At 66.2% G+C, this 24693-nt stretch carries 16 protein-coding genes and 11 pseudogenes; 15 read left to right on the top strand and 12 right to left on the bottom strand.

All coding sequences use genetic code 11. The annotated features are described in order from the left end of the window. Positions 1-74 precede the first annotated feature (74 nt). Together ltrA and OG985_RS45010 are read left to right on the top strand one after the other, a co-directional pair. A complete protein-coding gene (gene ltrA, locus OG985_RS45015) occupies positions 75-1787 on the top strand; it encodes a group II intron reverse transcriptase/maturase (protein WP_371674221.1) in 1713 nt (570 codons plus the stop codon). A 116-nt stretch (positions 1788-1903) separates the two neighbouring features. Then, positions 1904-2110, top strand: a pseudogene (locus OG985_RS45010) (IS630 family transposase); the annotation flags it as partial. Positions 2111-2245: 135 nt separating this feature from the next. On the opposite strand, the pseudogene OG985_RS45005 reads toward OG985_RS45010, so the two are convergent. Further along, positions 2246-3214: pseudogene (locus OG985_RS45005) on the bottom strand (IS701 family transposase); the annotation flags it as partial. Between the two features lie 116 nt (positions 3215-3330). Between OG985_RS45005 and istA the strand changes: the two are divergent. After that, complete coding sequence (gene istA / locus OG985_RS45000) at positions 3331-4743, top strand: IS21 family transposase (protein ID WP_371674155.1); 1413 nt, start codon at positions 3331-3333, stop codon at positions 4741-4743. After that, positions 4740-5510 (top strand): IS21-like element helper ATPase IstB, encoded by a 771-nt coding sequence (istB, locus tag OG985_RS44995; protein ID WP_371674154.1) that lies wholly within the window; start codon positions 4740-4742, stop codon positions 5508-5510. Before istA ends, istB begins: the two co-directional genes overlap by 4 nt. Before the next feature lie 54 nt (positions 5511-5564). Here the strand turns inward: istB and OG985_RS44990 are convergent. Next, positions 5565-5878, bottom strand: a pseudogene (locus tag OG985_RS44990) (transposase); the annotation flags it as partial. A gap of 40 nt (positions 5879-5918) precedes the next feature. On the opposite strand from OG985_RS44990, the pseudogene OG985_RS44985 reads away from it, so the two are divergent. The 3 pseudogenes from OG985_RS44985 to OG985_RS44975 form a co-directional block, all read left to right on the top strand. Then, a pseudogene (locus OG985_RS44985) lies at positions 5919-6299 on the top strand (transposase family protein); the annotation flags it as partial. Between the two features lie 15 nt (positions 6300-6314). After that, a pseudogene (locus OG985_RS44980) lies at positions 6315-6713 on the top strand (IS1380 family transposase); the annotation flags it as partial. 106 nt (positions 6714-6819) lie between these two features. Beyond that, a pseudogene (locus tag OG985_RS44975) lies at positions 6820-8510 on the top strand (transposase). A gap of 138 nt (positions 8511-8648) precedes the next feature. Here the strand turns inward: OG985_RS44975 and OG985_RS44970 are convergent. Beyond that, positions 8649-9293 carry a transposase gene (locus OG985_RS44970; protein WP_371674693.1) on the bottom strand — a complete coding sequence of 215 codons (645 nt, stop codon included), beginning with the start codon at positions 9291-9293 and terminating at the stop codon, positions 8649-8651. Between the two features lie 88 nt (positions 9294-9381). Here OG985_RS44970 and OG985_RS44965 point away from each other — a divergent pair, with 88 nt between their 5' ends. Continuing rightward, a complete protein-coding gene (locus OG985_RS44965; protein ID WP_371674153.1) occupies positions 9382-9513 on the top strand; it encodes a hypothetical protein in 132 nt (43 codons plus the stop codon). Positions 9514-9520: 7 nt separating this feature from the next. Here the strand turns inward: OG985_RS44965 and OG985_RS44960 are convergent, their stop codons facing one another. The 5 genes and pseudogenes from OG985_RS44960 to OG985_RS44940 form a co-directional block, all read right to left on the bottom strand. Then, positions 9521-10132 carry an IS630 family transposase gene (locus OG985_RS44960; protein WP_371674089.1) on the bottom strand — a complete coding sequence of 204 codons (612 nt, stop codon included), beginning with the start codon at positions 10130-10132 and terminating at the stop codon, positions 9521-9523. Beyond that, complete coding sequence (locus tag OG985_RS44955) at positions 10036-10518, bottom strand: winged helix-turn-helix domain-containing protein (protein WP_371674152.1); 483 nt, start codon at positions 10516-10518, stop codon at positions 10036-10038. Before OG985_RS44955 ends, OG985_RS44960 begins: the two co-directional genes overlap by 97 nt. Positions 10519-10544: 26 nt before the next feature. Further along, a complete protein-coding gene (locus OG985_RS44950; RefSeq protein ID WP_371674151.1) occupies positions 10545-10799 on the bottom strand; it encodes a hypothetical protein in 255 nt (84 codons plus the stop codon). A 149-nt stretch (positions 10800-10948) separates the two neighbouring features. Further along, positions 10949-11674 (bottom strand): alpha/beta hydrolase, encoded by a 726-nt coding sequence (locus tag OG985_RS44945; protein ID WP_371674150.1) that lies wholly within the window; start codon positions 11672-11674, stop codon positions 10949-10951. Between the two features lie 248 nt (positions 11675-11922). After that, positions 11923-12151, bottom strand: a pseudogene (locus OG985_RS44940) (hypothetical protein); the annotation flags it as partial. A 256-nt stretch (positions 12152-12407) separates the two neighbouring features. On the opposite strand from OG985_RS44940, the gene OG985_RS44935 reads away from it, so the two are divergent. Together OG985_RS44935 and OG985_RS44930 are read left to right on the top strand one after the other, a co-directional pair. After that, the gene (locus OG985_RS44935) at positions 12408-15089 is read left to right on the top strand and encodes a LuxR C-terminal-related transcriptional regulator (protein WP_371674149.1); all 2682 of its coding nucleotides are present in this window, start codon (positions 12408-12410) and stop codon (positions 15087-15089) included. A gap of 1427 nt (positions 15090-16516) precedes the next feature. Beyond that, positions 16517-17207: pseudogene (locus OG985_RS44930) on the top strand (transposase family protein). 250 nt (positions 17208-17457) lie between these two features. Here OG985_RS44930 and OG985_RS44925 read toward each other — a convergent pair. From OG985_RS44925 to OG985_RS44915, 3 genes and pseudogenes are all read right to left on the bottom strand, one after another. Continuing rightward, positions 17458-17699 (bottom strand): annotated as a pseudogene (locus OG985_RS44925) (IS5/IS1182 family transposase); the annotation flags it as partial. 104 nt (positions 17700-17803) lie between these two features. Beyond that, positions 17804-18076 carry a group II intron maturase-specific domain-containing protein gene (locus OG985_RS44920; protein ID WP_371674148.1) on the bottom strand — a complete coding sequence of 91 codons (273 nt, stop codon included), beginning with the start codon at positions 18074-18076 and terminating at the stop codon, positions 17804-17806. Next, positions 18066-18353 (bottom strand): reverse transcriptase domain-containing protein, encoded by a 288-nt coding sequence (locus tag OG985_RS44915; protein WP_371674147.1) that lies wholly within the window; start codon positions 18351-18353, stop codon positions 18066-18068. Before OG985_RS44915 ends, OG985_RS44920 begins: the two co-directional genes overlap by 11 nt. On the opposite strand from OG985_RS44915, the gene OG985_RS44910 reads away from it, so the two are divergent. Both OG985_RS44910 and OG985_RS44905 read left to right on the top strand, forming a co-directional pair. Beyond that, the gene (locus OG985_RS44910; RefSeq protein WP_371674146.1) at positions 18330-19406 is read left to right on the top strand and encodes a group II intron maturase-specific domain-containing protein; all 1077 of its coding nucleotides are present in this window, start codon (positions 18330-18332) and stop codon (positions 19404-19406) included. The two genes, OG985_RS44915 and OG985_RS44910, sit on opposite strands and share 24 nt — an antisense overlap. A 73-nt stretch (positions 19407-19479) precedes the next feature. Beyond that, positions 19480-19886 (top strand): annotated as a pseudogene (locus OG985_RS44905) (IS30 family transposase); the annotation flags it as partial. Positions 19887-19954: 68 nt separating this feature from the next. Here OG985_RS44905 and OG985_RS44900 read toward each other — a convergent pair. Continuing rightward, positions 19955-21574 (bottom strand): ISL3 family transposase, encoded by a 1620-nt coding sequence (locus OG985_RS44900; RefSeq protein WP_371666483.1) that lies wholly within the window; start codon positions 21572-21574, stop codon positions 19955-19957. Between the two features lie 267 nt (positions 21575-21841). Here OG985_RS44900 and OG985_RS44895 point away from each other — a divergent pair. The 3 genes and pseudogenes from OG985_RS44895 to OG985_RS44885 all read left to right on the top strand — a co-directional run. Further along, positions 21842-22101, top strand: a pseudogene (locus OG985_RS44895) (integrase core domain-containing protein); the annotation flags it as partial. A gap of 446 nt (positions 22102-22547) precedes the next feature. Continuing rightward, a complete protein-coding gene (locus OG985_RS44890) occupies positions 22548-23234 on the top strand; it encodes a FadR/GntR family transcriptional regulator (protein ID WP_371674145.1) in 687 nt (228 codons plus the stop codon). Continuing rightward, positions 23231-24619 (top strand): hypothetical protein, encoded by a 1389-nt coding sequence (locus tag OG985_RS44885; protein ID WP_371674144.1) that lies wholly within the window; start codon positions 23231-23233, stop codon positions 24617-24619. Before OG985_RS44890 ends, OG985_RS44885 begins: the two co-directional genes overlap by 4 nt. Positions 24620-24693 lie beyond the last annotated feature (74 nt).

Below are 24693 nucleotides of genomic sequence, written 5' to 3'. Positions count from 1 at the left end.
AACCGAAGGGCAAGTTGGACGCCGTGACGACACACGTGGCTGGGGCGGCGCAAGCCGCTGCGACCGCAGCCGGCATGGCGAACGGACCGGAGGACGAGATCACCGACTGGCCGTCGATCGACTGGCGGAAGGTCGAGGACGACGTACGGCGTCTGCGGCAACGCATCTTTACGGCATCGCAGGCAGGAGACCTGGCCAAGGTCCGGAACCTGCAGAAGTTGATGCTCCGCTCCCGCGCCAACACACTCGCGAGTGTGCGGCGGGTCACGGAGGTCAACGATGGCCGCAAGACGGCGGGCATCGACGGGAAAGTCGTCCTGCTGCCCCAGGGAAAGGCCGATTTGGCCGACTGGGTCCAGCATGACGCGGCCCCGTGGAAGCCCAAGCCCGTCAAGCGGGTGTATATAGCCAAGGCGAATGGGAAACAGCGCCCACTCGGAATTCCCGTGATCGCAGACAGATGCCTACAAGCTCTGACGCTGAATGCACTGGAGCCCGAGTGGGAGGCACGGCTGGAACCGAAGGTCTACGGATTTCGCCCCGGTCGCGGCTGCCATGACGCGATCGTTGCCATCCACACGACGGCGAGCGGCAAGAATGCTAAACGCCTGTGGGTGCTCGACGCTGACTTGAAAGCGGCATTCGACCGAATCGACCACGATCACCTGCTCGCGTCATTGGGGGACTTTCCCGCGAGGGGAATGGTTGCCGGATGGCTGAAGGCCGGTGTGGTCGAGAAAGGTTGGTTCACCCCGACGGTGGAGGGAACTCCCCAGGGCGGGGTGATCAGTCCCGCGTTGTTGAACATCGCCTTGCACGGAATGGGAAAGGCCGCTGGAGTCCGCTACCAGGCTCTCGGCAGTGATGCCACGATTCTGGCGCGCGATTCTCCGGTTCTGGTCGTCTACGCCGACGACCTTCTCGCCCTGTGTCATTCTCGGGAACAGGCCGAGCAGGTCAAGGCTCGGCTGGCCGCGTGGCTCGCGCCCCGGGGGCTGGCTTTCAATGAGGACAAGACGCGCATTGTCCACCTCGATGAGGGCTGCGACTTCCTGGGGTTCAACATCCGACGCTATCGCGGAAAGTTGCTGACCAAGCCGAGCAACGCGGCCCTGCGGCGGATCCGGGAACGGCTTGCCGCCGAAGTGCTGGCCCTGCGAGGGGCCAACGCCGACGCGGTGATCGCCAAGCTCAACCCGATCATCAAGGGCTGGGTCGCTTACTACCGGATCGGGGTGTCCAAGCGGGCGTTCAACTCGCTGGACGCCTACGTGTGGAGACTGGTCTACAAGTGGGCCAAGTTCTCCCACCCGAACAAGCCGATGCGCTGGGTGACCGCCCGGTACTTCGGCATGTTCAACCCGTTCAGGCAGGACACATGGGTATTCGGGGACCGCACCAGCGGTTTCTACCTCTACAAGTTCGCCTGGACGCCGATCGTCCGGCACCGGATGGTGCCAGGGAGAGCGTCAACCGACGATCCCGCCCTGGCCGACTTCTGGGCCAAGCGGCGCCGCCGCGGCAAACTCCCGCTGGGCAAAGGCACCTTGCATCTGCTGCAGATGCAAGACGGCCGATGCCCGCTCTGCGGAGGGCTGCTGCTGCACGCCGACCACGAGCCGCAAACCCCCGACCAGTGGGAGCAGTGGCTCAAGGTCACCCGCACCGCGATCCGCAAACACGCGATCACTACCGATGCGGGCAACGGCAAGCCGGACAAACCCGCCGCCTCACGCCTGATACACACCCACTGCCAGCGTCGGCTGGCCACTGGCCCCGGCCGGTGACCAGCACTTCTGTTCGCCCGCGAGCCCAAGGGGCTTGCTTGAGCCGGTTGCTCGGAAAGCGGGCACGGCCGGTTCTGAGGGGGGACCGCTGCAGCAATGCAGCGGTCCTACCCGACGAGCGGTGGTTCGGCCTGCTGACGGACAAGCTCATCCGCCGCGGGGTGCACACCTCCGTGAAAGCACTGGAGCAAGACATCAGGGCCTGGATCGACGGATGGAACGAGAACCCCAGGCCCTTCACCTGGACCAAAACCGCCGACGAGATCCTCAACTCCCTCGCCGACTACCTCACCAAAATCAACCCGCCGACCACTGAAACCTGAAACAGACTTAGTCTGGTCATTTCTGGCGCATCACACTAGTAGGACTCCGTTAGGTTGCTCTGGATCTTGAGTTCGGGCTGGTGGCCGTTCTGGGCAGGGGGCGGTGGCAGGTGGTGCAGGTGCCGGTCCAGCAGTTCAGCAGGTCCTGGATGGCGTCGAGGGTCTGGTAGAGGGTGAGTTGGCTGTATCGGCTTTTGGGGCCAGGCGCTGTTCGGTGAGGAAGGCGTGTGCGGCGGTGACCAGGGTGACGTGATGGTGCCAGCCGTTCCAGGAACGGCCCTCGAAGTGGTCCAGGCCGAGGCCGTGCTTGAGTTCCCGGTAGTCGTGCTCGATGCGCCAGCGGATCTTCGCCAGACGGACCAGTTCGGCGATCGGGGTGTCGGCGGGCAGGTTGGACAGCCAGTAGTCGGTGGGTGTTTCGGCGCCGGCGGGCCACTCGGCCAGCAGCGTCAGCTCAGGCAGGACGCCGTCCCAGCTGTTGTCGCCGGCGGCGGCCTGAGCGATGCGTCGGGATTTGATCCCGGCCGGCCGCACCCGCAGGGCCAAAAAGCGTGAGCGCATCGGCCCGCGGGAGCCTTCCCGCCAGGTCACCTCGCTGAAGGCCTGCCGTCCGTGGCCGGCGGCGAGTGCGGCCACCGGGGACGGCTTGTCGCGGTAACGGGGCTGCGGCTTGCGGCCGCTGCCGGACCAGGCGGAGGCGGCGGGCTGCACGTCGTGCGGGTGGACGCCCACATCCGAGCGGATCGCCACCACGTATCCGATGCCCCGGCTGTCCAGCCCGTCGCGAAAGTCGGCGTTCTGCCCGTAGCCGGCGTCGGCCACCAGCACCGGCGGAACCAGACCCCATTCCGCCAGCTCATCACCAGTGTCCAGAGCCAGGCGCCACTTCTCCCGGTGCCCGGTCTCCTCCGGGATCCCGGTCTTGCGCCGGCGGACCGGATCCTGCGCCCACTCCCGGGGCACGAACAGGCGCCACTGCAGCGGACACGACGCGGTGTCGGAGACCGCGTGCACACTCACCGCGACCTGACAGTTGGCCTGCTTGCCCAGCGCCCCGCAGTACTGGGGGGCGACCGCCACCGACATCTTCCCGTCCTTGTCGGCGTACACCTGAACGTCCCCACCCGCGTACGGATGAATGCGGCCAGTTCCTGAGGCGGTGAGGATCGTTGGTCGGCACTCTGCTGCGTAGTCTGTGCTGCGGCAGGGGGTGGTTGGCAGTGGTCTTGGATCCACGTCGCTGGTCGGAACTACGGCGGTTTCGGGGGTTGTTGGAGTCCGGGGCGATGAGCCTGTCGGAGATCGCCCGGGAGACGGGGCTGGACCGCAAGACGGTCCGCAAGTACCTCGCGGGTCCGGCGACGCCGCCGCGTCGCTCGGCCAGTGGCCAGTTGGTGCCCAGGAAGATCGACGAGTTCGCGCCGCTGGTCGATGCCATGCTGCGGGCCGAGATCCTGATGAAAGCGTCGGTGATCCACGAGCGACTGGCCGCGGAGTACGGGTTCGCCGGCAACTATCAGCGCGTCAAGCTCTACGTCCAGCAGGCCCGCCCGAGGATCGCCGAGGATCTCGGCATCACGCCGAAGGAGTTGGCGGGGCTGCACCGCCGCTTCGAGGTCGTCCCGGGTGCTCAGGCCCAGGTCGACTGGGGCGACGAGGGCAACATCCTCACCCACATGGGCATCCCCAAGGTCTATTCGTTCCACATGGTGCTGTCGTACTCGCGCGACCCTTTCTGCTGCTTCACCACCGGCCAGGATCTGCAGACCTTCTTCGACTGTCACCGGAGGGCGTTCGCGCACTTCGGCGGGGTGCCGATGACGATCGTCTACGACCGGACCAAGACCGTCGTGCGTCGGCACGTCGCACCAGGCGAGGCTGTCCCCTTGCACCCCGAAGCGGTCGGCTTCGCCGGGCATTACGACTTCGACATCGACGTCCTGGCTGCATACCGGCCCACCGGCAAAGGCCGGGTCGAGCGTCAGGTCCTCATCGTCCGTGACCATGTCCTGTCCGGGCGGGCATTCTCCTCGCTCGAGGAGATGGACGCCGCGTTTTCCGCCTGGGTGCCGAGGCGACGGGACCAGATCCACAAGACGCATCGGGAAGTCATCGGGATCCGGGCCGCCCGCGACCACGCGGCCCTCAAACCGCTCCCGCCCACTCCTTACCTGGTGGCCGAGCGTCATCTGCGGCCGGTCGGCAAGGACTGCCTGGTTGCCTTCGGCGGCAACCTCTACTCAGTGCCCGCACGCAAGGTCCGCCCCCGCCAGCTCGTCGAGATCCGGGCGACGAAGTCCCAGGTCATGCTGCACTCGACCGTCCCCGATGCCAGCGGCGAGACCTTGCTGTCCACCCATCCACGGGCGGTCGGCCGTGGCGTCCGCGTCGTCGAGGAGACGCACTGGGACGGCCTGCCCACTGGCAAGGGGCGTCGCACCACGACCGGTGAGGTGACACCATCACCGCGTCGCGAACCACCTGCTGGCGGTCAAGTCGGCCCGCTGCAGGCCCTGTTGAACCGGGCCGCAGCCACCCGTGTCGAGGTCGGACGGCGGCCGCTGTCGGTCTACGACGAACTGACCGGCACCCGCCCCTTCACCACCAACTCCCCGACGAAGGAGTCCTCTTGAGCGAGCTGACCGGCAACCGCATCCGCACCACGGCCGGCAAGCTCGGCCTGCCCCACCTGGCGGAGACCATCAACGAGTACACCCGCCGCGCCGACGAGGCGAAGATGGGCTACCTCGACTTCCTCGACCTGGTCCTGTCCGAAGAGCTCGCCGTCCGCGACGACCGCCGCTTCCGCCAGGGCCTGCGACTGTCCAAGCTGCCACACCACAAGACGCTGGACGAGTACGACTTCTCCTTCCAGCCCGAGCTCGACCCGCGCAAGGTCAAAGACCTCGCCAGCCTCTCCTTCGTCGACGGCAAGGCGAACGCCGCCCTGCTCGGGCCGCCCGGGGTCGGAAAGACACATATCGCCGTCGCCCTCGCTGTCGCGGCCTGCCGGGCCGGCTACTCGATCTACTTCACCAGCCTCGACGACATGGTGCGCAACCTGAAGGCCGCCGAGTCGGCCGGACGGCTGGTCAACAAACTCGGCACCTATCTGCGGCCGAGCGTTCTCGTGGTCGACGAGGTGGGCTATCAGCCCCTCGAACGCGCCGAGGCGAACCTGGTCTTCCAGGTGATCTCCAAGCGTTACGAGAAGGGCTCGGTCATCCTGACCTCGAACAAGACCTTCAGCGAATGGGGCCAGGTCTTCGGCGACGAGGTCTTGGCCACCGCCATCCTCGACCGCCTCCTGCACCACTGCGAAGTGATCGCGATCAACGGTCCAAGCTACCGGCTCAAGAACCGACTCCAGGCCATCGAGCGAGAGACCGAAGTGGCCTGACAGCTGGGGACGTTCGCCCGTACACGGCTGGGGAGAAAAGTCCGTACGCCGACAGTCCTTGGGGAACGACACGTCATCGACCGCCCAGGCATCCGCACCGACCTGGGGCACCATCCGCTCGGCGATCCGCCGCCGCACCGGCACCGGATCCCACGTCGACTGGTTCACGAACTGCTGCAGATTCTGCTCGTTGCCGTCCGGCAGCCGCTCCGCCATCGGCTGGTCGACTTACGCCGCCCGTCCAGCATCAGCCCCCGCAGGTAGCAGTCGCTCTTGGCCCGCTGATCCTTGCGCGGCATCGAGGCGAACGCATCCGCCACGAATAGCCCCAACTTCGCCCGGGCCCGGTTCACTTCATGTTCGTCCACACCCCCGACATGCCCCCAAACAGGACCGAAAGGCAGACGTAACGGAGTCCTACTAGCAGACCCGAAGGGCCACCTCCTGTGGGCTCCACCGGCTCTGGCCGGTGCCGTCCATGACGTCCGGGCCGCACGCGAGCACGGCATCATCGACGCTCTCGCCGAGGCCGGCATCAACTGCTGGGCGGACAAGGGCTACCAGGGCGCAGGCGGCACCGTCCGCCTCCCTTACCGCGGCCGATGGGACAGCCTCTCCGCCGGACAGCAGGCCGTCAACCGGTCCCACGCAAAGGTCCGGGCACTGGTCGAACAGGCCATCGCCACCCTCAAGTCCTGGCGGCTCCTCCGTAAACTCCGGTGCGCGACGGCCCGAATCACCAGCCTCGTCCAAGCCGTCCTCACCCTCCATCTGGCCAACTCAGACTGAGGATGAAAAAGGCTCAGTATCGAGGACATGGACCGGCTGCGGCAGGGTGCGATGGGCCGCCTCTTCGCCGGGGGTGCGGGCACCGTCCACGCTGGGGTCGTTCCTGCGTTCCTTCACGCACGGGCATGTGAAGCAACTGCACGCCGTGGCCCGCCGGTTCCTTCCCGCACTGGCCCGTCACACCCCGCTGTTGCCGGCGCGGACCAGGTCGCTTACGTGGACATCGACGACACCATCCGCCGCACCTACGGCTACGCCAAGCAGGGCGTCGGCTACGGATACAGCAAGGTCAAGGGCCTCAACGCACTCCTCGGCATCGTCTCCACGCCGCTGGCCGCCCCGGTGACCGCCGCCACCCGGCTGCGCAAGGGACCCTCGAACTCCGCGCGCGGGGCGGCCGCGTTTGTGGCCGAGACCGACCCTGATGGTTAATTCGTGCGGCTGAGGGTGCTGGTGGGAGTGGGTGGGCAGGCTCCTCCTGTGCCGGGAGGGTCCGGCCGGGGAGGGGCTCGTTTTGTCGATGTCGCCGCGGTCGTGGCCGGAACCGTCGCCGGAGATCGCTGCGGCGGTGCGGAAGATATACGCGCGTAAGGAGCCGCCGCTCGCGGTGGCGATCCGGGACCAGTTGCCCGAGGTGTTCCCGGACACGGAGTTCTCCGGTGCGTTCGGTGCACGGGGCCGACCGGCACTCTCGCCGGGCCTGCTGGCGCTGGTCACGGTGCTGCAAATGGTGGAGAACCTCACCGACCGGCAGGCCGCCGATGCCGCCCGCAAGGACCTCACCTGGAAATACGCGCTCGGGCTCGGCCTGGCGGACGAGGGGTTCGACGCGTCGGTGTTGTCGGAGTTCCGCACCCGGGTGGTCGAGCACGGCCTGGAGGAGCGGGCCTTGGACCTGCTGCTGGCCGCGTTGAAGGAGAAGGGCCTGGTCAAGCCGGGCGGGAAGCAGCGGACAGACTCCACTCACGTGATCAGCGCGGTGCGGGACATGAACCGCCTGGAGTTGGCCGGTGAGAGTGTGCGGGCCGTGCTGGAGGCGCTTGCGGCCGCGGCACCGGGCTGGCTCGCCACGGTCGTGGACGTCGAACCATGGTCCAGGCGTTATGCGGCCCGGGTCGGTTCCTGGCGGCTGCCCGTCACCGCGTCCAAGCGCGCCGACCTGGCCGTCGCGTTCGGAACGGATGCGGTCACACTGCTGGAAGCGGTCTACCGCGCCGACGTGCCGGGATGGCTGCGCGAGCTGCCCGCGGTGCAGGTCTTGCGGACCGTACTGGTGCAGAACTACCAGGTCACCGACACCCCCAGAGGACGGGAGGTGCGGCGGCGGGCGGCGGACGAGGACGGTCTCCCGCCGGCCAGAGTCCGTCTCGGCTCTCCGTACGACACCGACGCCCGCTGGGCGGCCAAGGGCGAGGACTTGTTCTGGCTGGGATACAAGATCCACCTGTCCGAGACCTGTGACGACGATGATGGCGACAACCGCGCCCCGAACCTGGTCACGAACGTGGCCACGACCGATGCCACCGTGCCGGACGCGTCGATGACCGAGCCGATCCACCAGACCCTGGCCGGCCGGAAACTGGCTCCGGGCGAGCACTACGTCGACTCCGGCTATCCCTCCGCGGCGCTTGTCGCCTCCTCGCTCAAGGACTTCGGCACCGTGCTGATCAGCCCGCTGTTGGGCGACTGCTCGCCCCAGGCCAGAGCCGGTGCCGGCTACGACCGGGCCGCGTTCGCCATCGACTTCGAACAGCAGAACGCCGTCTGCCCGCAGGGCCGCACCAGCTCGTCCTGGAGCCCCTGCACCCAGCGCGGCACCGACGCCGTGGTCATCAAGTTCGCCAAGACCACCTGCCAGCCGTGCCCGGCCCGGGGCCGGCGCACCACCTCGAAGGCCGGATACCGGCAGCTCACCGTCCTGCCCCGCCAACTCCACGAGCTCCAGCACACCGCCCGCCTCGCCCAGGCCACCCGTGACTGGCAGCACGAATACCGACGACGAGCAGGCGTCGAGGGCACCATCCGCCAGGCCGTCGCGGTCACCGGCACCGCCGTGCCCGCTACCGCGGCCTGGCCCGGACGCACCTCGAGCACGTCTACTCGGCCGTCGCTCTCAACCTCATCCGACTCCACGCCTGGTGGAACGGCCACCCCATGGACCGGACCAGGACCAGCCACCTCGCCCGCCTCGAACTCGCCCTCGCGGCTTGACCCCGAATTAACCATCAGGGTCGAGACCATCCGCACCGCCCGCGCCTGCGGCGCGAGTGGCCTGCTGGTACTGCGGGCAGGCTCCGCGTTCTACGGCGCCGATGTCATCAACGCCTGCCGGGCACTGGGCGCCCGCTTCTACGTCCCTGCGCGGATGAATGCCTCCGTCGAAGCGGCTGTCGGTGAAGATGACGTGGTGGCGCCAGACGCCGAACAGCTCGGCCTGGCCTTCAGGGACGCTCTAGGGGTTGAGCGTTTCACGCGCCGCACAATGAGCCGGGACGTGGTGTGGAACTGCTTCTTCTTACTGGTGAACGCGGTGAAGGGGATCTCGGCGATCTCCGCGTCGCAGACCCGGCGCTCATCCTCGTCGTCCCAGACCGCAGCGGTGTACTCGATCGGCGTCCAGGCATCCTCCGCGATGTTCACGATGGCCTCGCGGACCGTTTTCTTGACCGCGACCGCCAGGGAGAAGCGGACACCGGCCCTGCGGCAGGCGTCGACAACCTTGTGGGGAAAGTACGCCGAGTCCGCGCGCACGATAATCTGCGCGGTGATCCCCATCGCCCGCACCGTGGCCAGCGCCTCGCACAGCAGACTCGCCGCCCCCTTGCCAGAGCCTGCCGCGCCCTTGCGCAGCCTGGTGGCGACAATGACCGGCGCGCACGTGCCCGTCTGGACGGTGACGATCTGGAAGTGCAGGCCCCGGACCTTCGTATAGCCGAACGAGGCGCCTTGCCTGGCCAGCCCGTAGACCTGCCTGACCTTGGAGCCGATATCCACGAACACCACCTCGTCCGTCTTCGCCACCAGCCCGATGCGCGGCCAGACTGCAGGTGAACGCCCTTGTCACGGAATGGAGTTGGCGTACATGCCCCCAGGCGAAGGCCCGCAGGAAGCTGCCCAGCGTGGACGGGGCCCGTACCCCGCCGAACAGGCGCGGCAGACCGCCGTACCGCAGGAAATCCAGGTCGTCGATGCTGTCCACGCCCGCCACTACTGATCTTTGATTACGGGCTTGATGCGGGTGGGGCGAGTTCGAGGCCGGTCCCGGCCAGGAATCCGATGAGGAGTTCGGGGTGACGCTGGATGTAGCGCAGGGTGTTCTTCGTGGCCTGGTGGAGCTCGTCAATCGAACGGAACGCCCGGTTCGCGATCTTCTCCTTGGCGTGCGCCCAGAGTAACTCGACGGGGTTCAACTCCGGTGCGTAGGAGGGCATTTGGATGATCGTGAGCCAGTCCTGCCGCTGTGCGTACTGTTTCACGTGCTTGCTGATGTGGCTGGAGTAGTTGTCCCAGACGATGGTGACCGGGCCGTCCAGGCGGCGGTGCAGCATGGCGAGGAAGCGGGGGAAGTCCTTCTTCGTGTAGCCGCCCGACGGCTTGACCGCATAGATCATCCGGGGTTTCTCGCCGTCCTTGAAGCAGGCCCATGCCACCATGCTGATCTTGTCGTTGCGTTTCCCGGACAGTCGCAGCACCGGGGTCTGCCCGGCCTTGCCCCAGGTGCGGCGGACCGGCCCGTTCAGCCAGGCCCCGGCCTCGTCCTCGAAGCAGACCCACCCGCCGACGGCGGTGACCTGCGCGGATGGGAAGCCGCCGGCCACGTCTCCGTGCGCCATGCGGCAATCGCCTCCTCATTGCGCTCCACGGCCCGCACCTTCGGCACCTGCCACGACCAGCCCAGGCGATCCAGCAACCGCCACACCCCGGAGATCTCGTACCTGACCTCGAACCGCTCCTCGATCAGCACCCCGACCCGGGCCAGCGTCCACCGCTGGTCCTCCCACCCGTACGCCGTCGGCCCTGCCCGCAGAAGACCCTCCAGCTCCCGCTCCTGCTCCGCGCTCAGATACGAGTTACCGCCCGGCCCCTTGGACAGCAGAGCCGCCCGGCCGCCCTCCGCCCAGGCCCGACGCCACAGGCTGACCGCCTGCGGCGTCACCCCGAGCACCTCCGCGACCCTGCTCTGCCGCATCCCTTGTTCGAATAAATCAGCCGCCTGCATGCGCCGCCGCTCCAGCTCAACTGGGCTCAACAGCCTGCGAGTTCGAGTCCCCATACACCCGGTATGCCGAACATGACCAGATCATCAAACGCAGCATCAAAGATCAGTATCCCGGCCAGAACGGACATCGCCTTCGCGTCCGCGGGCGTGCCCGCCCCGTTCTTCGCGCCGGTCAGCTTCACCTTCTCGGACACCAGAGCGGGCAGGCCGCACCGCAGCCGGATCGCCGGGACCAGCCCGGCATGCGCGATCAGATTCGGTTCGTCGAACGCGGCGAACACCGCCGACGGGCTGTGGGAGGATTTCACCTACGAGGTGCCTTACTGGCTGGGCCTGACGGAAGCGTAGAGAACTCCCATCACCCCAGGTCAGCAGGCACCTCTTCCCGTTCCCCTGCCCATAGCCCGACCGTCACGCGGTGGATCGAGGGTCAGTCACGGCCTGCTTCGACTATCTTTCGGGCAAGTTCTTCGGCTCTCATGAAAGCAGCCTCATGGCTACCGTGCATTTGCACGAGACGGTACATCCCGAGACGTTGCGACATGCGAGGGTGCCATCCCCATTCTCCCGGCGGCAAAGCGGTGTCTTCCATGCAGTTGATGAAGCTTTTAGGGATCTCAAGCTCAAAGAACCGAGTGAGGTCAAGCTTATCCACGAAAGGCTGGAGCGGTTCGGGTGAGAGTGTCGAGTAGATCGAGTGTGCGGTTTCGAGGTCGGCGTCCTGCATAAAGGTTTCCCGCCAGACTTCAAAGGGCAGCGCGACTGTATTATCGTCACTCTGTGCTGCCAGGGTTGAGAAAAGGTCGCGATAACTTGGAGGCATTTCGTCGAGTACGCAGTTTCCATTTTGAGGGACGAAGGCATTCCAGAAGATCAACCTTCGAAGGCGCTCGGGTATTTCTTCGGCCACCCGTGCAATGACACTTCCACCGAAACTGTGACCAAGGAGTGCGACGTGGGTCAAGTCGTGCTCAACGATGAATTGAACAATGGACGAGACGCAGTCGTTGTGGCTTACGACTTTGTTCACGTCGTTTCCGTGGCCCGCCATAGTCGGTCCATATGCGAGATGACCAAGATTACCAAGATGTTCGATTACAGGATCCCAAGCGGTACCGTCACGCCAACCGCCGTGTACTAGGACGAATGTCTGCATTAGTCTCCTTGGGTCCGCCCGTTCCGGCGGCGGTCATGCCTCTCTGAAACCGTCGGTTGGGGATCGGTCGCCGCCTTTCGACGGCAGTGCTGCCGCGGGCGGATCTTTTCGAAGCCGCGGCGGACTGCGCCGGGCGGCCCGTTTGCCGTCCTGCAAACACGGACACCGCACTACCTGTCGCAGAGCGGGGCCGAACCGATGCGCCGGTGGCTGGGCAGCGCTCCAGCGCTGCGTCTGCCTGCGCCAGCTTAGAGGTTCCGCAGATAGGCGGCTACTCGTGGTCTGCGGTGGGGGCGTTCGTCCCAGCGGTGGGTGGTCTCGGCCTGGCGGATCAGGCTGCAGACGGTGATGATCATGTCTGTGATGTCGTGGAAGGCGTCGATGACGGTGGCTCGGCTCGTAGCAGCGGGCGAGGCGGTGGAAGGCGGCCTGCCAGGCGTGAGTGCGCTCCACGTGCCACCTCCGGCTTGCCTGGATCGAGCAGGGTGCGGGCCTTGTCGGAGTCGTAGCGTCGGCGTTCTGAAGGCGTTTAGGTGAGATGCCCTTCGATACCCATGGAAGCAACTCGTGGGCACGTCTCTTCCTTTCATTCGGCAGCCGATGGAGGTGCTCGATCCCGGAGTCTTCAACAGATGCCTGGAGACGGTTAAGCTTACGTAGACGGGATCGTCAACAGGGGCGACCCAACCTAGGCGGCTCGTAGGTCACATCGCGCCGGCTCGGAGGTACGCCAGTGAAGACCAAGACGCGCGACTCGCAATGGCCGCTGGTGGGGCGAGAAGGGGAACTCCAAGTCTTCGCAAGAACTTTGTCGGATCAGCGCAGCTCCGGCTTTGTTATCTGCGGACCGGCAGGAGTGGGGAAGTCGCGACTGGCCGAAGAGTTCTTGGCCACGTCTGTGCGGGCCGGGTTTACAGGCAGGCGAGCAACAGCCAGCGCGGTCGCGGCCACTGTGCCCTTGGGTGCGATAGCACATCTGATCCCAGCTGGTGTGGATCTTTCTGACCCGGTCAAGGCTTTCACAGCCGTGGGCACCGCATTGGCTGGGCCGGGGCGCCGTAGGGTCGTCCTGGTAGATGACCTGCACCTGTTGGACGCCGCGTCAGCTGTGTTGCTGAGGCAGTTGATGGACAGTGGTGCCATCCGTCTGCTCGCTACCGTCCGCACCGGTGAACCGGTCAATGACGCGGTACAGGCCCTGGCGTACGGCGAGAGGGTGGACCGCATCGATCTGGCGGACCTCAGCTTTGCGCAGGTTGAAAGACTGCTTTGCGCCAGTCTGGGCGGCCCGGTGGGACGGCGGAGCGTGCACGAGCTGTACGTGACCAGCGGCGGCAACGCCCTCTATTTGCGAGAGCTGGTTATCGGCGCCCTGTCTTCTGGCGATCTGGCGAGCGACGGGGAGGTGTGGGAACTGGTCGAAGCTCGGCCGCCGCGCACGGCGCAGCTGACCGAGCTGATCGCCGCACGGTTGCGTGGTGCCGACGCTACGGGCGTGCCTGTTCTCGAGCTGCTCTCGATGTGCGAGCCCCTGTCGTTGGCCGACGCTCAGCAAGTCGCCCCACTAGAGGCTCTCGTAGACCTCGAGCGCCAAGGGCTGATCCAAACGATTCAGAGCAAGAGACGCACCACAGTAGCCCTTGCCCATCCGCTCTACGGAGAGGTGCTGCGAGCAGGTCTCTCAGCCCCCCGGCGTCGCGGCATCCTGCTGAAGCAGATAGAACGGACTACCGCCTGGGGGGCACGTCGCCGGGAAGACCCGCTGCAGGTCGCCACGTGGACGCTGGCCGCTTCTGGCACAGCCGACCCACCACTCCTCGTACGGGCAGCTACCTTGGCCCGACACGCCTACGACTACCCCCAGACGATCGCTCTCCTTCGGGCCCTTCCCGAGGCATTCCATACCGTCACCACGCGCCTCATGCTAGCCGAAGCCCTGTTCCAGGCCGGCAACTGGGACGATGTGGACATTATGCTCGCCGATGTTCACCGAACTGTCATCAGGGAGCAGGATGATTTCGCCGTGACACTGCTGCGGACCAGAAGCCTTCTATGGGGCCACGCCGGAGCATCCAAGGCACTCGCAGTCAACGGCGCTGCCCTGAGCCGTGCCACCGACGCAAGCTGCCGGCGCAGTCTGGAGATGAACGAGGGATTCCTACGGATCGCCGCAGGCGAACCCATGCGAGGACTGACCTTGCTGGAGGAGATGGAAACCGATCCTGCTCAGGCTACGGACATCAGTGCATGGTTGCGGTGCGCGCTTTTGAAGGCGACCGGCTTGGCTCTGACAGGCCGCGGGTTGGCGGCGTTGGCCCTGTCAGAGCGCGCGCACGGTGCGCACCTGCACGTCAACGAGTTCACCCTGGTCTCTCCCCCGGCTATACAGCGCATCCCGCTGACACTCGCTCTAGGCGAGACCGGCCGCCTCGCCGAAGCCCGTACGGCGGGCCGATCCGCCTTCAGCGATCTCGCTGCCTCGAGCACATTCAAACGCGTGTGGATCGCTCTGGTCGCCGCCCGCGTTGAATGGCTGGCTGGCAGGGCAGCCACGGCACGCCACTGGTTCGCGGAAGCTACAGGACTCGCCCGCACGATTGACTACCCGATGGCGCTGAGGCCCGCGCTGAGCGGCCTCGCCGCCTGCGCCGCCGTACTCGGCGACCTGAACGCGGCACAAACAGCCCTGGACCAGCAGCGCAACACCCCGGCCGCCCCTCCCGGCTTTCTGTCCACCTCGGAGGAATCCCTCGGCGAGGCATGGCTCCAGGCCGCATATGGCCACACCGACGAAGCACGAATCATTTTGATCGAAGCCGCTGCAACCGCACAGCAGACCGGGTACTTCGCCTCAGAGGCCATGTTGCTCACCGATGCTGCCCGGCTCGGCGGCGCAAAGGATGTCGCAACCCGGCTTTGCGAACTGGTCGAGGTCTGCGAAGGCCCTTTCTCTCCCGCTCGCGCCCATCTGGCGGGTGCCCTGGCCTCAGACTACCCCGAACGGCTCATAGCAGCTGCCGACGAACTCGAGTACCTCGGTGCCGAACTACTTGCCGCCGAGGCCGCGACACAAGCCGCAGCCGTATGGCGCCGCACAGGCCAGGCCCGCAAGGCCGCCGCTGCAGCCAATCAGGCAGCCCGTGCCGGGAGGCATTGCGAAGGCGCTCGCACCCCCCTCCTAGCCACCACGGAGGTCACCGTCCCACTCACCGCCCGCGAACGCGAAATCGCCCTGCTCGCCGCCGCTGACACCCCCAGCAAAGACATCGCCTGCGCTCTCAGCCTGTCGATACGCACCGTCGACAACCACCTCCAGCACGCCTACACCAAACTTGGCGTCACCACCCGCAACGGGCTTGCCGACAAACTCGGCGTGAAGGGGCATGCCCTAGCTCGCGGCCGGGTGGGCACCTGAGCGGTGTCGTCATCCAAGGGCCGACTCCTACGCAGGCGCGGTCGGTGAGGATGGGGCTGGCATGGCACAGAGCGGCGAACGATGCCTCGCTGACCAGACGGTCGCGGTTGTCACCGGCTACCCTCAGCAAGACCAGCGGCCGTGGCCGAAGCGACACCGTGGACGCCCAGGAGCCTGGGCGCGCAAGTGCCGATATCTTCCACAAGCGCCAGCGCAGACACTCCGCGCTGGGCGTGCTCACCCCGTGGAGTACGAACCCCGCACCCCACCAGTAGCCTGAAACCAAGCAGCTCGGCTCCACCCAACTCGGGACAGTCCTCGAGCTGGAGATCGGCGGCTTCGCTGTAGTTCGGGGAGTGGTGGGTGGTGGTCGTGCCGTGGGGTGTCCGACTTCGCGGGCTCGGTTGCGCCGCCGGTAACAGGCCCGGGCGGGCGACGGCTTGGTGACGGCGTCGCCACCGTGACCAGTGCAGGCCGTGGCGGATCCGCTCGGCCGGGGCTGGCCGGGGGTGCCAACACCGACAGCAGTCTGGCGATCTCCGTGAACGCGATGGGGACGGTGCCGGCATGGCTGGCGGGGTCGGCGAGGCCCCGGTGTGTGCTCGCAGGCGCGTCCAGGCCGGCGTGCAGGATTTCCGCGATACGTTCGGGGCCGGGTCCGGGCTCCGCGTTGTCGGTGGCCGTTGCGGCCTGGACAGCCAGGAAGGCCGCAGCAAGCTGGGCCAGGGTGATGTACCTATACCAGCCGTGGAAGGAGCGCACCTCGTAGTCGGCCATCCCGGCGGCCGACTTCGCGAGCTTGATCGCTTCTTCCACCCGCCAGCGGGCCTCGGGCACGCGGACCAGCTCTTCCACGGCGGTCTCGGGCGGGCCCCACGCCACGTAGTAGTCACGCTGAGTGGGCGTCTCCGGACGCTGTCGGGCGATGAACCACCGCGCCCACGCACCCTCGCCCCTCTCAGACTCGGGGGCGGGGAGGTGGTGTACCCACCACTGCCAGACCCGGGAGCCGAGCCGGGAGGGGCCGGACGGCAGAGTGACCCCGTCGTCCTCGGCGGCATGCCGCTCGGACCAGCCTCGCTGCGTGCCGCCAGCCGGGACGGGGCAGCACCGTGTGGTTGGCCTGCACGTTCACCGCATAGGGCAGTTGGTTCTCCTCCAGGAAGGCGCCGATACCCGGTTCTCGGGAGGCCGGGAACGCTTCGCGCGATCATCCGCCCGGCCAGGCGGGGCTTCGTGGCGCGGACGACGGTGTCCGGGACGTGCGCGCCCACAACGACGGGCGCTTACTGGGAAGAGTCACTGAGCGTTTTCAGGGTGGCCACTGATCGAGTGATGCAAGGGGATGGCTGGCAGGGCAACGGACGAGGCTCCCAGGCAGTTGAGAGAGGTATCTGACATCTGATCTCGGTTGCCGGGGAGCCCCGTTGATTACGTATCCTGCCGCACTCGACCTCCCGCATGCCCTCGTGGAGACGGTCACGATGCTGATCGTCCTTCGTGAGGGTGACCGCCGGTGCAAGCTCCGTCCGTCCGCGCGTGCGGTTGTCGCGCTCGTGTACTTGCGCCAGCACACCACGCTGGCCCAGATCGCCGCTGGTTTCCGCATCAGCGTCGGGACCGCGCACGCCTATGTCCGCTCCGTGGTGGGCCTGCTGGCGCGCCGGCACCCTCGCGGAGTGCGACCGGGTCGGTGACGGCCGCGGGGACTACTCGGGAAAGCACCGGCGTCACGGTGTGAACCTGCAGGTCGTCACCGATCCGGACGGCACCATCGTATGGATCTCGAAGGCGCTGCCCGGTCGCACCCACGACCTCACCGCCGCCCGCACCCACCGGACCATCGACACCTGCCGCAGACTCGGTATCCCGGTCCTGGCCGACCTCGGCTACCCCGGTGCCGGCGGCACCATCACCACCCCGATCCGACGTTCTCCCGGCAAAGAACTCAACCGCCGGCAGCTATCGCTGAACAGGGCTCATGCCCGCCTGCGCTACCCGGTCGAGCGCAGCATGGCCCGATTGAAGACCTGGCGGATCTTCCGCAAAGCCCGCTGCAGCCCCACCTGGCCCACCACCGCAGCCAAAGCCGTCCTCACCCTTGAGAGCTACTGCTGAAAATCCTCACTGAATGCTTACACACCATGAGCAAGCAGGGCCAGACAAATATCGAAGGCGGTCCGCCCTGCAGGGATCCGATCAAAAGACGTCCCGCCGCCTCCGGCGCGTGCCGCCCCAACCATCTCCAACCCCTACAACATCACACGCCACCTTTTCGCGACTGAGCAGATTCTACTCAGCCTGTTGGCGAGTGCTCGAGTAGATGCCTTTCAAAGGGCCTTAGCGTGAACGAATTGCCCTTTATTTTCTAGTAGGTACCTCGCCAGGTGGGCGTGGTTCCGTCCGTTACGCGCTTGGCAATGTTATCGATCGAGTCGACGTGGATCATGGTCTCGGAGCTGCTGGGCAGGTCTCGTAGTCGCGGGCGAGACGGCGATGCACTATGATCCAGCCGATACTCAGCTCCACTACGCAGCGCCTTTTGACGGCATGAAAGCCATGGGTTTCAGGGTTTCTGTTGACGACCTCGACGTCGATTCCAAGCTTCGCCTCAGTAGGGTCGGGGACTGGTGCGGTGGCTGATGCTCCGTTTCCAGTCCCCGCCGCTTCAAACCGTGCATGCGGTTCTCCCGCACACGGCTTTCCGATATCGTTCACAGGCTGGCATGCGCCGTCCCCCTGTGCACGTTTCCGGTAAGATGGTAGACACTGAGCCGAGTGATCCACCCATAGGTAAAACGGGTGGTCCAGTTCCTGCCGGCAAGTCTGTGTTTCCCGCTGGCAAAGATCGCCAGCCGCTCGTGGACATAGCCGTCGACCACATTGAACTTCCGTCCGAAGTCGCCGTTACGGAAGTACGCGGCCCAGCCCCGCAGCACGGGGTTGAGATCGGCTACCACGGCGGATGCCGGCCGTTCAGTCTTCAAACGAGCGGTCGCCGCGCGGACTTTGTCCCGGGTGGAAGCCGAGGAAGTCGAAGCCCTGCCCGCCTCGGGTGAGGCAGACGATGCCGGTCTTCTCGGGGTGCAATCGCATTCCGAGCTGTTCCAGCACTCGTGCCGCTAACTCGCGAGCCTGTTGGGCCCGTTGCTCCGTCGGCGAGAGGACTACGAAATCATCGCAGTACCTCACCAGCATCCCCAGCCGGAGGCCTTCGTTCTGCCACGCCTCATCGAGAACGTGCAGCGCGATATTCGCCAGCAACGGGGAAGCCAGCCCGTTGCTCTTCAACGTGGCGCTGCACGGAATGGAGAGGAAGCCGCAGGGGTCCGCTACTACACGACCGGCCGAGACGCCGGAAGCGCGCAGAGCGGCAGCCCCGTGCTGGTGCGGTACGCAGAGGATTTTGTCGCGATGTGCACCAGCCGTGAACAGGCCGAGCAGGTCAAGAAACGGCTGGCCGCATGGCTGACGCCCAGGGGACTCGCCTTCCAGGAGGACAAGACACGCATCGTCCACGCGGAGAGCGGATTCGACTCCCTGGGGTTCAACGTCCGCCGCTATCACGGCAAACTGCTGATCAAACCGAGCACAGCGGCCCAGAGACGGATACGAGAACGGCTCAGTACCGAAATGGTGGCCCTGCGAGGAACTAACGCCGGTGCGGTACTCAAGAAGATCAACCCGATCGTGCGAGGTTGGTCGGCCTACTACCGGACGGTGGTGTCCAGCGAGATCTTCACGGCGCTGGACAATCACATGTGGAAACTCGCTTACAAGTGCGCCAAGCACAGTCACCCGAACAAGCCGAAGCACTGGATATCCGACAAGTACTTCGGCCGGTTCAACAGATCCAGGAACGACCGGTGGGTGTTCGGTGATCGCGACAGCGGTGCCTACCTGCTCAAGTTCTCCTGGACGAAGATAGTCCGGCACCAGTTGGTCAAGGGGAAGGCGTCCCCGGACGACCCAGCGGCCCTGGAGCCATATTGGGCTCAGCGGCGACGCAAGGGAATTCCTCTGCCAGTCGACGCAATGACCGTGCGTCTCCTACAGGCACAGCACGGCCGTTGCTCAATCTGCGGAGGGCTCCTACTGCACGCCGACCACCCGCCACAAAGCCCAGGAGAATGGGAAGCGTGGCGGGTTGTCATCCGGAAGGCGATCTCCAAGCAATACATTGCCTTCCCGGACGGGAGCACGCCGGACGGTCAACGACTCCGTCTCCTCCACACCCATTGTCAGCGGCGGAATGGAGCCGCTGCGACAACGAGTTCAGTAACTTTGCCTGCCAGCGAGCCTCTGGGGCTTGCTTGAGCCGTGTGCGGTGAATAGCTGCTTGCACGGTTCTGAGGGGGCGGGGACGCAGCAATGCGTCCCCGCTACCCGACTGATTATCGGGACGGCCAGGTCCGCGATCGGCACGCTTGTCGGCGCAGCAGTCGTTCAACGCTCCTGGTCCACCTACCACGCATGGAAGGCTGGGGCGAGAAGCCGTATGTGAAAAACGGGCGGTCGCTCGGCGGCTACGGGGCCGTCGCGATGAACGCCGCGCTCACGGCGTCGATGACCAAGTTGCCCGACCAGTTGCGCAAGATCCTGACGTGGGATCGCGGGAAGGAGCTTTCGGGCCACGCGCAGTTCGCGCTGGAGACCGGGACGCGGGTGTTCTTCGCTGACCCGCACGCACCATGGCAGCGCCCGACGAATGAGAACACAAACGGTCTGCTGCGGCAGTACTTCTCCAAAGGCACCGACCGGTCGCGCTGGTCCGCTGACGAACTCGAGGCCGTCTCGCCGTCGCCCGAATCCTGGTTCTGGATCACTTTCAGTGCTAGGGCCACGGAGGGTCACCGAAACCGCGATCATGAACGGCATCGCGCGGTGAGGAGGACCCGTTTGCGGAGCAGGTCGAAGTTGGCTCGGCCGAACATCTGCCGCTTCAACATCTTGATCTTGTTGTTCTGACCCTCGACCGCGCCGGAGCTGTAGCGAAGGCTGAGGCCGGCGACGACGGCATCGAGATCCTGGCCGAGACCGGTGACGAAGGTATGAAGGGCTGGCAGGTCCTCGGCCCGGACGCTCGTGATCCACTTGTTCAGGTCCCGGCCCTGACGGTTGTTCATGAGCTCGGCAAACGTGCGGACGTGGTGGGCGGTGCGGTCGAGCGCGGGGCAGCGAGCCAGGATCGCTTTGAGCTGCTGGGTCTGGTCCTCGGTGAGGCGGTCGGGATGGCGGGTGAGCCAGCTGGTCACATTCCGCACGGACGGCGTCTTGTGGGGCGGGTCGTGCGGAAAGTTCTCGCGGAGTTTGGCCACGTAGACCTTCACCACGTTCTCGCCGCCGGGGTAGCCACGTTCGCGTACTTCCTCGAACAGGCGGCGGGCGACGGTGCAGCCCTCCGCCCACCGCTGGTGCAGGTAAGGCTTGTAGGGGTCGAGAATGCTGGCTCGGCCGGTCCACCGGCCAACCAGGAGTTCGTCCGCGCTTGCCGCGTTGGCGAAGCGGCGGACGGTATTGCGGGCCAGCCCCTGTTGGCGGGCGATCGCGCGCAGTCCGATGCCCTGCTCGAGGAGAGCGTGGATAGCCGCGTGCTGTTCCCGGATGCGGTCGGAGAGTCGGCCGGTTGTCCGCGGCCCTCTGGGAGAGGGCGGATCGAGGTTCGTGTTCTCCGTGTCCGCGACGGCCTGGGCCGTGGCGGCGTCGTGCGGCTCACGTAGCAGAGCGCGGTGTTGAACGACTGTCTTCTCGACGGCCTCAGTAAGGTTCGACCAGATGTGCCATCGGTCCGCGACGTGGATGGCGTTCGGGGCGCCGAGCCGTCCGGCCTCGGCATAGGCGGTGGAGCGGTCCCGACAGATCACCTCGATGCCGGGATGGTCGGCGAGCCACTTGGCGACCGTCGACGTCGTCCGGTCCGGCAGCAGGTCGATGGGCTGACGGGTTTCGATGTCGATCAGGATCGTGCCGTACTTGTGGCCCTTGCGCAGCGCGAAGTCGTCCACCCCGAGCACCCGCGGTGTCGAGGTCTCGGGCTCCGGCAGGCGACGGATCAACCGCAGCAGTGTCGACCTGCTCACCCCGGCGGCCAGAGTCTGGGAGAGGCGGGCACCGGCACGGCCGGCCAGCATCACCGCCACACGCTCCAGCACTGTCTGCAGCCCGGCGCTGCGTCGGCCGTGCCGGACGGTCAGTCCGTCGACCTGCTCGGCGAACGTCGCCTGTCTGCACAAACGTTGGCCGCAGCGGAACCGCCGCACCTGTAACTCGATCAGCACCGGACGCCCTCTGACCGAGCTGTCGGCGAGCCGCCGTACGTACCGGCTGTGCACCCGAGACGACAGCGTCCCGCACGCTGGACATACGACCCGCTCCGCAACCGCCCGGGCCCGCACGGCCACCAACTCGCCGTCAGGCACAACGTTTTCGATCACGACACCTTGGACCTGGTGGAACCACAGGTTCTGGAGGAGAACATCACCCACGACCGTTCATGATCGCGGTTTCGGTGACCCTCCGTGGCCCCAGCACTGAAAGTGATCCAGAACCCAGGTTCAGCCGACGCCGACAGGCCGTCGCTCACGCGCTCAACAACCGGCCGCGAAGGATCCTCGGATGGAAGACGCCCGCTGAAGTCTTCGAGGAGCAACTACGCTCGCTTCAACAAGTCGGTGTTGCATCGACCAGTTGAACTCGCCCAATACACATGATTTCGCCTCGCCGAACACCTGGACTCGGCCCGGATCGCGGCCTCGATCGGGTCGGTCGGCGACGCTTACGACTGTCAGTCAACGCGCTCATGGAGTCGACGATCTGCCTGTTCAAGACCGAGGTCATCAAGCCGCAACGGCCGTGGAAGACGCTGTCGCACGTCGAGCTCGCCACTGCCGAGTGGGTCGACTGGTACAACCATCGCCGACTCCACGGTGAGATAGGGCACATCCCACCCGTCGAACACGAAGCCAACTTCTACCGAGCAACCACGAATCCCCAGGTCACAGTCAACATATGAGATCTCTATCGAACCCGGAACGGATCATTGTCTGCATCGGTTGCCACGACACGATCCACTCAGGAAAGCCAACCAGCAGCGTCACGAAATAGGTCACTGGAGAGCCCGTTACGGGGAAACTCGTACGGCGGGCTCGGAGGGGGCCACGCGGAAAAGGGCCTGCACATGGCGGGCACCTCGTCGCGCGGCCTACCCAACCAACCGCCTCAAGCAGTGGCGCGGCATCGCCACCCGCTACGAGAAGACCGCCACCATCTACCTACCTTGGCGCCATCGCGACGAAGCTAAACAACCGTGTCACGAACCGCCGACATCGCCGTCCGGCCCGATAGTAGCAGTGTCCCGTAACCGGACGTCCGCCAACTCGCCCCTCCACTTTGTATTGACTTTCCTTACCCGTGTTGATTGTGTGGCTCATCCACTGATTCACTTTCGGGAGGGAAATCGTGGAGGCACTGCCCCGCGAAACCATCGTCGACGTCCTTGAGGGCCGTCTGCGCGAAGACATCCTCGCTGGGCGCCACCCTGTCGGCAGTTACTTGCCGCCTGAGCGGCAGCTCGCCGATGGATATGGCGTGACCCGCACCACCCTCAAACACGCCTTCGGCCGTCTCGCGCAGGCCGGACTGCTGGAGACCCGACATGGTGTGGGCACCCGCGTGCGCGACTACGCCCGCCTCGGCGGCGCCGACCTGCTGCCCATGCTGGTGCGGCACAGCCCGGATTGGATCGACGAGATCTTCGAAGTCCGCCGCAGCATCGGTGCGTTGATCGCCGAGCTTGCCGCCGTCCGGGCCAGCGGCGAGCAGCGGTGCGAACTGCGTGCCCTGCTGGACGCGGTACGCGCTGCTCAAGGCGGGGACGGGGTGCAGCTCGCCGACATCGAGGTGCACCGCGCAATGGCCCGCGCCACCGGCAACCGCGTCTACGTGCTGCTCACTAACTCCCTCTTCAACGCCTATCTCCCTGTCCGGGCGGCCCTGGTCGGTCCGTTCACGGAGCCTTGGCCCGCACACGACCGCCTGGCACCGGTCGTCGAGGCCGTTGCGGCAGGCGATCAGAAGGCAGCCAGGCGCGCGGCCGAGACATATCTCGTGGTCACAGAACGGATCATGTTGGAAGGGCTCACATGAGCACTCGCGGAACACGATTCTGGGAAACCATGATTGGGGCGGTCCGCATTGATGGCGAGGACCGTACCCGGCCGATGCGCCTGGATCTGCGGGTGACGACTGACGGCATGCTGAGGCCGCTCGGCACGACGGATGCGCAAGTCACCGGACGGGTACGCATCAGAGGTCGGGCCGACGACCCGGCCGCAGACGGCCATTTGGAGATCTCACCGCTGGCGAGGCGGCGCATCCGCTACCAGCTCACCTTCACAGCAGATGGCCGGCAGCTCACCCTCGACGGCTGGAAGTCGGTTAGACCGCGCCGGCCGGTCAAGTCGATGACCCTCCTGCCCTTCACGCTGTACGACGACGGCACCCGAGTCGGCGTGGGCACTCTGCGCTTCCCTGTGGCGACTGGGCTCGTGCCCTTCCTCGCCCGCTTACGCTTCCCGCGAGAAACAACTTCCGGACGGTTCATGGCCTCAAAGTGGAAAGGCGAGCCCGGCCGTACCGAGGTGTGGTACACCACCGCGACCGACCCGGCGACCGGTACTGGGGTGTGGATCCATCACGAACTCGTCGCGCCCACCGACGGATCACAGCCCTATGCCCACGGCTGGGCCGCGGTCTACCCCCGGGATGAACCGGTATGTCACGCCCGCTTCGGGCCCGTCACGTGGCCGGGCACCCAGGAGGGCTTCGCGGCTGCCGGTGTGTCCGCCGCGCCCGGACATCTGACCGGCACAGCCGGCGAGCTGCGATGGCACCTGACGGAACAAGTGGCTGCCACGCCATTGTTCACCTTCCCTCACTGGTCTTGGCACCGCTCTCTCCTCCCAGCAACACACATGCTGCCTGCCGCGCGGGCCTTCTACAGCGGCACCGTCACGTACGGGAACAAGACACTGCAGCTTAGTGGCGCACCCGGTGCACCCGCCCGAATCTACGGCCAAGGCAACGCACACACTTGGGCTTGGCTGCACGCCGATCTCGGCGCAGGAGACGTCCTGGAAGTCGTGACCGCAGTCTCCCGGCGACGCTTGCTGAGCCGACTGCCACCGCTAGTCTTCCTCCGGCTGCGCTGTGGCAGCCGCACCTGGCCGCTGCGAGCCGAACGCACCGCGATCGGCTGGGCCGGACTCTGCCGCTTCCGCTCATCGATCGGTCTGCCTACCTGGACGGTGACCGGCCGAGCCGGTCTGCGCCGCATCCGCGTGGAGGTGACCCAACCCGACGACAGCACCCTGGTGCTTGACTACACCGATCCAGACGGAGCCAGGTCAGTTTGCCACAACAGCGAACGTGCCAGTACAACTGTGCTGCTGGAACGCTGGTGGGGCAGCTGGCGCACGGAGCGAGAATGGACGCTCACGGGCACCGCCCACGCAGAGGTGGGCGTTCGATGAGCCTAACCGGCCTGGTGGCAGCCTTGATCGCCGACGACGGCAGCGATGAGTGGGGAGCGCGGGTGCCCGGCATG

The sequence above is a fragment of the Streptomyces sp. NBC_00289 genome, from assembly GCF_041435115.1.
GTDB lineage: Bacteria > Actinomycetota > Actinomycetes > Streptomycetales > Streptomycetaceae > Streptomyces.
Note: the sequence above shows the minus strand (reverse complement) of the source record. Positions and strands in the feature narration are given on the sequence as shown.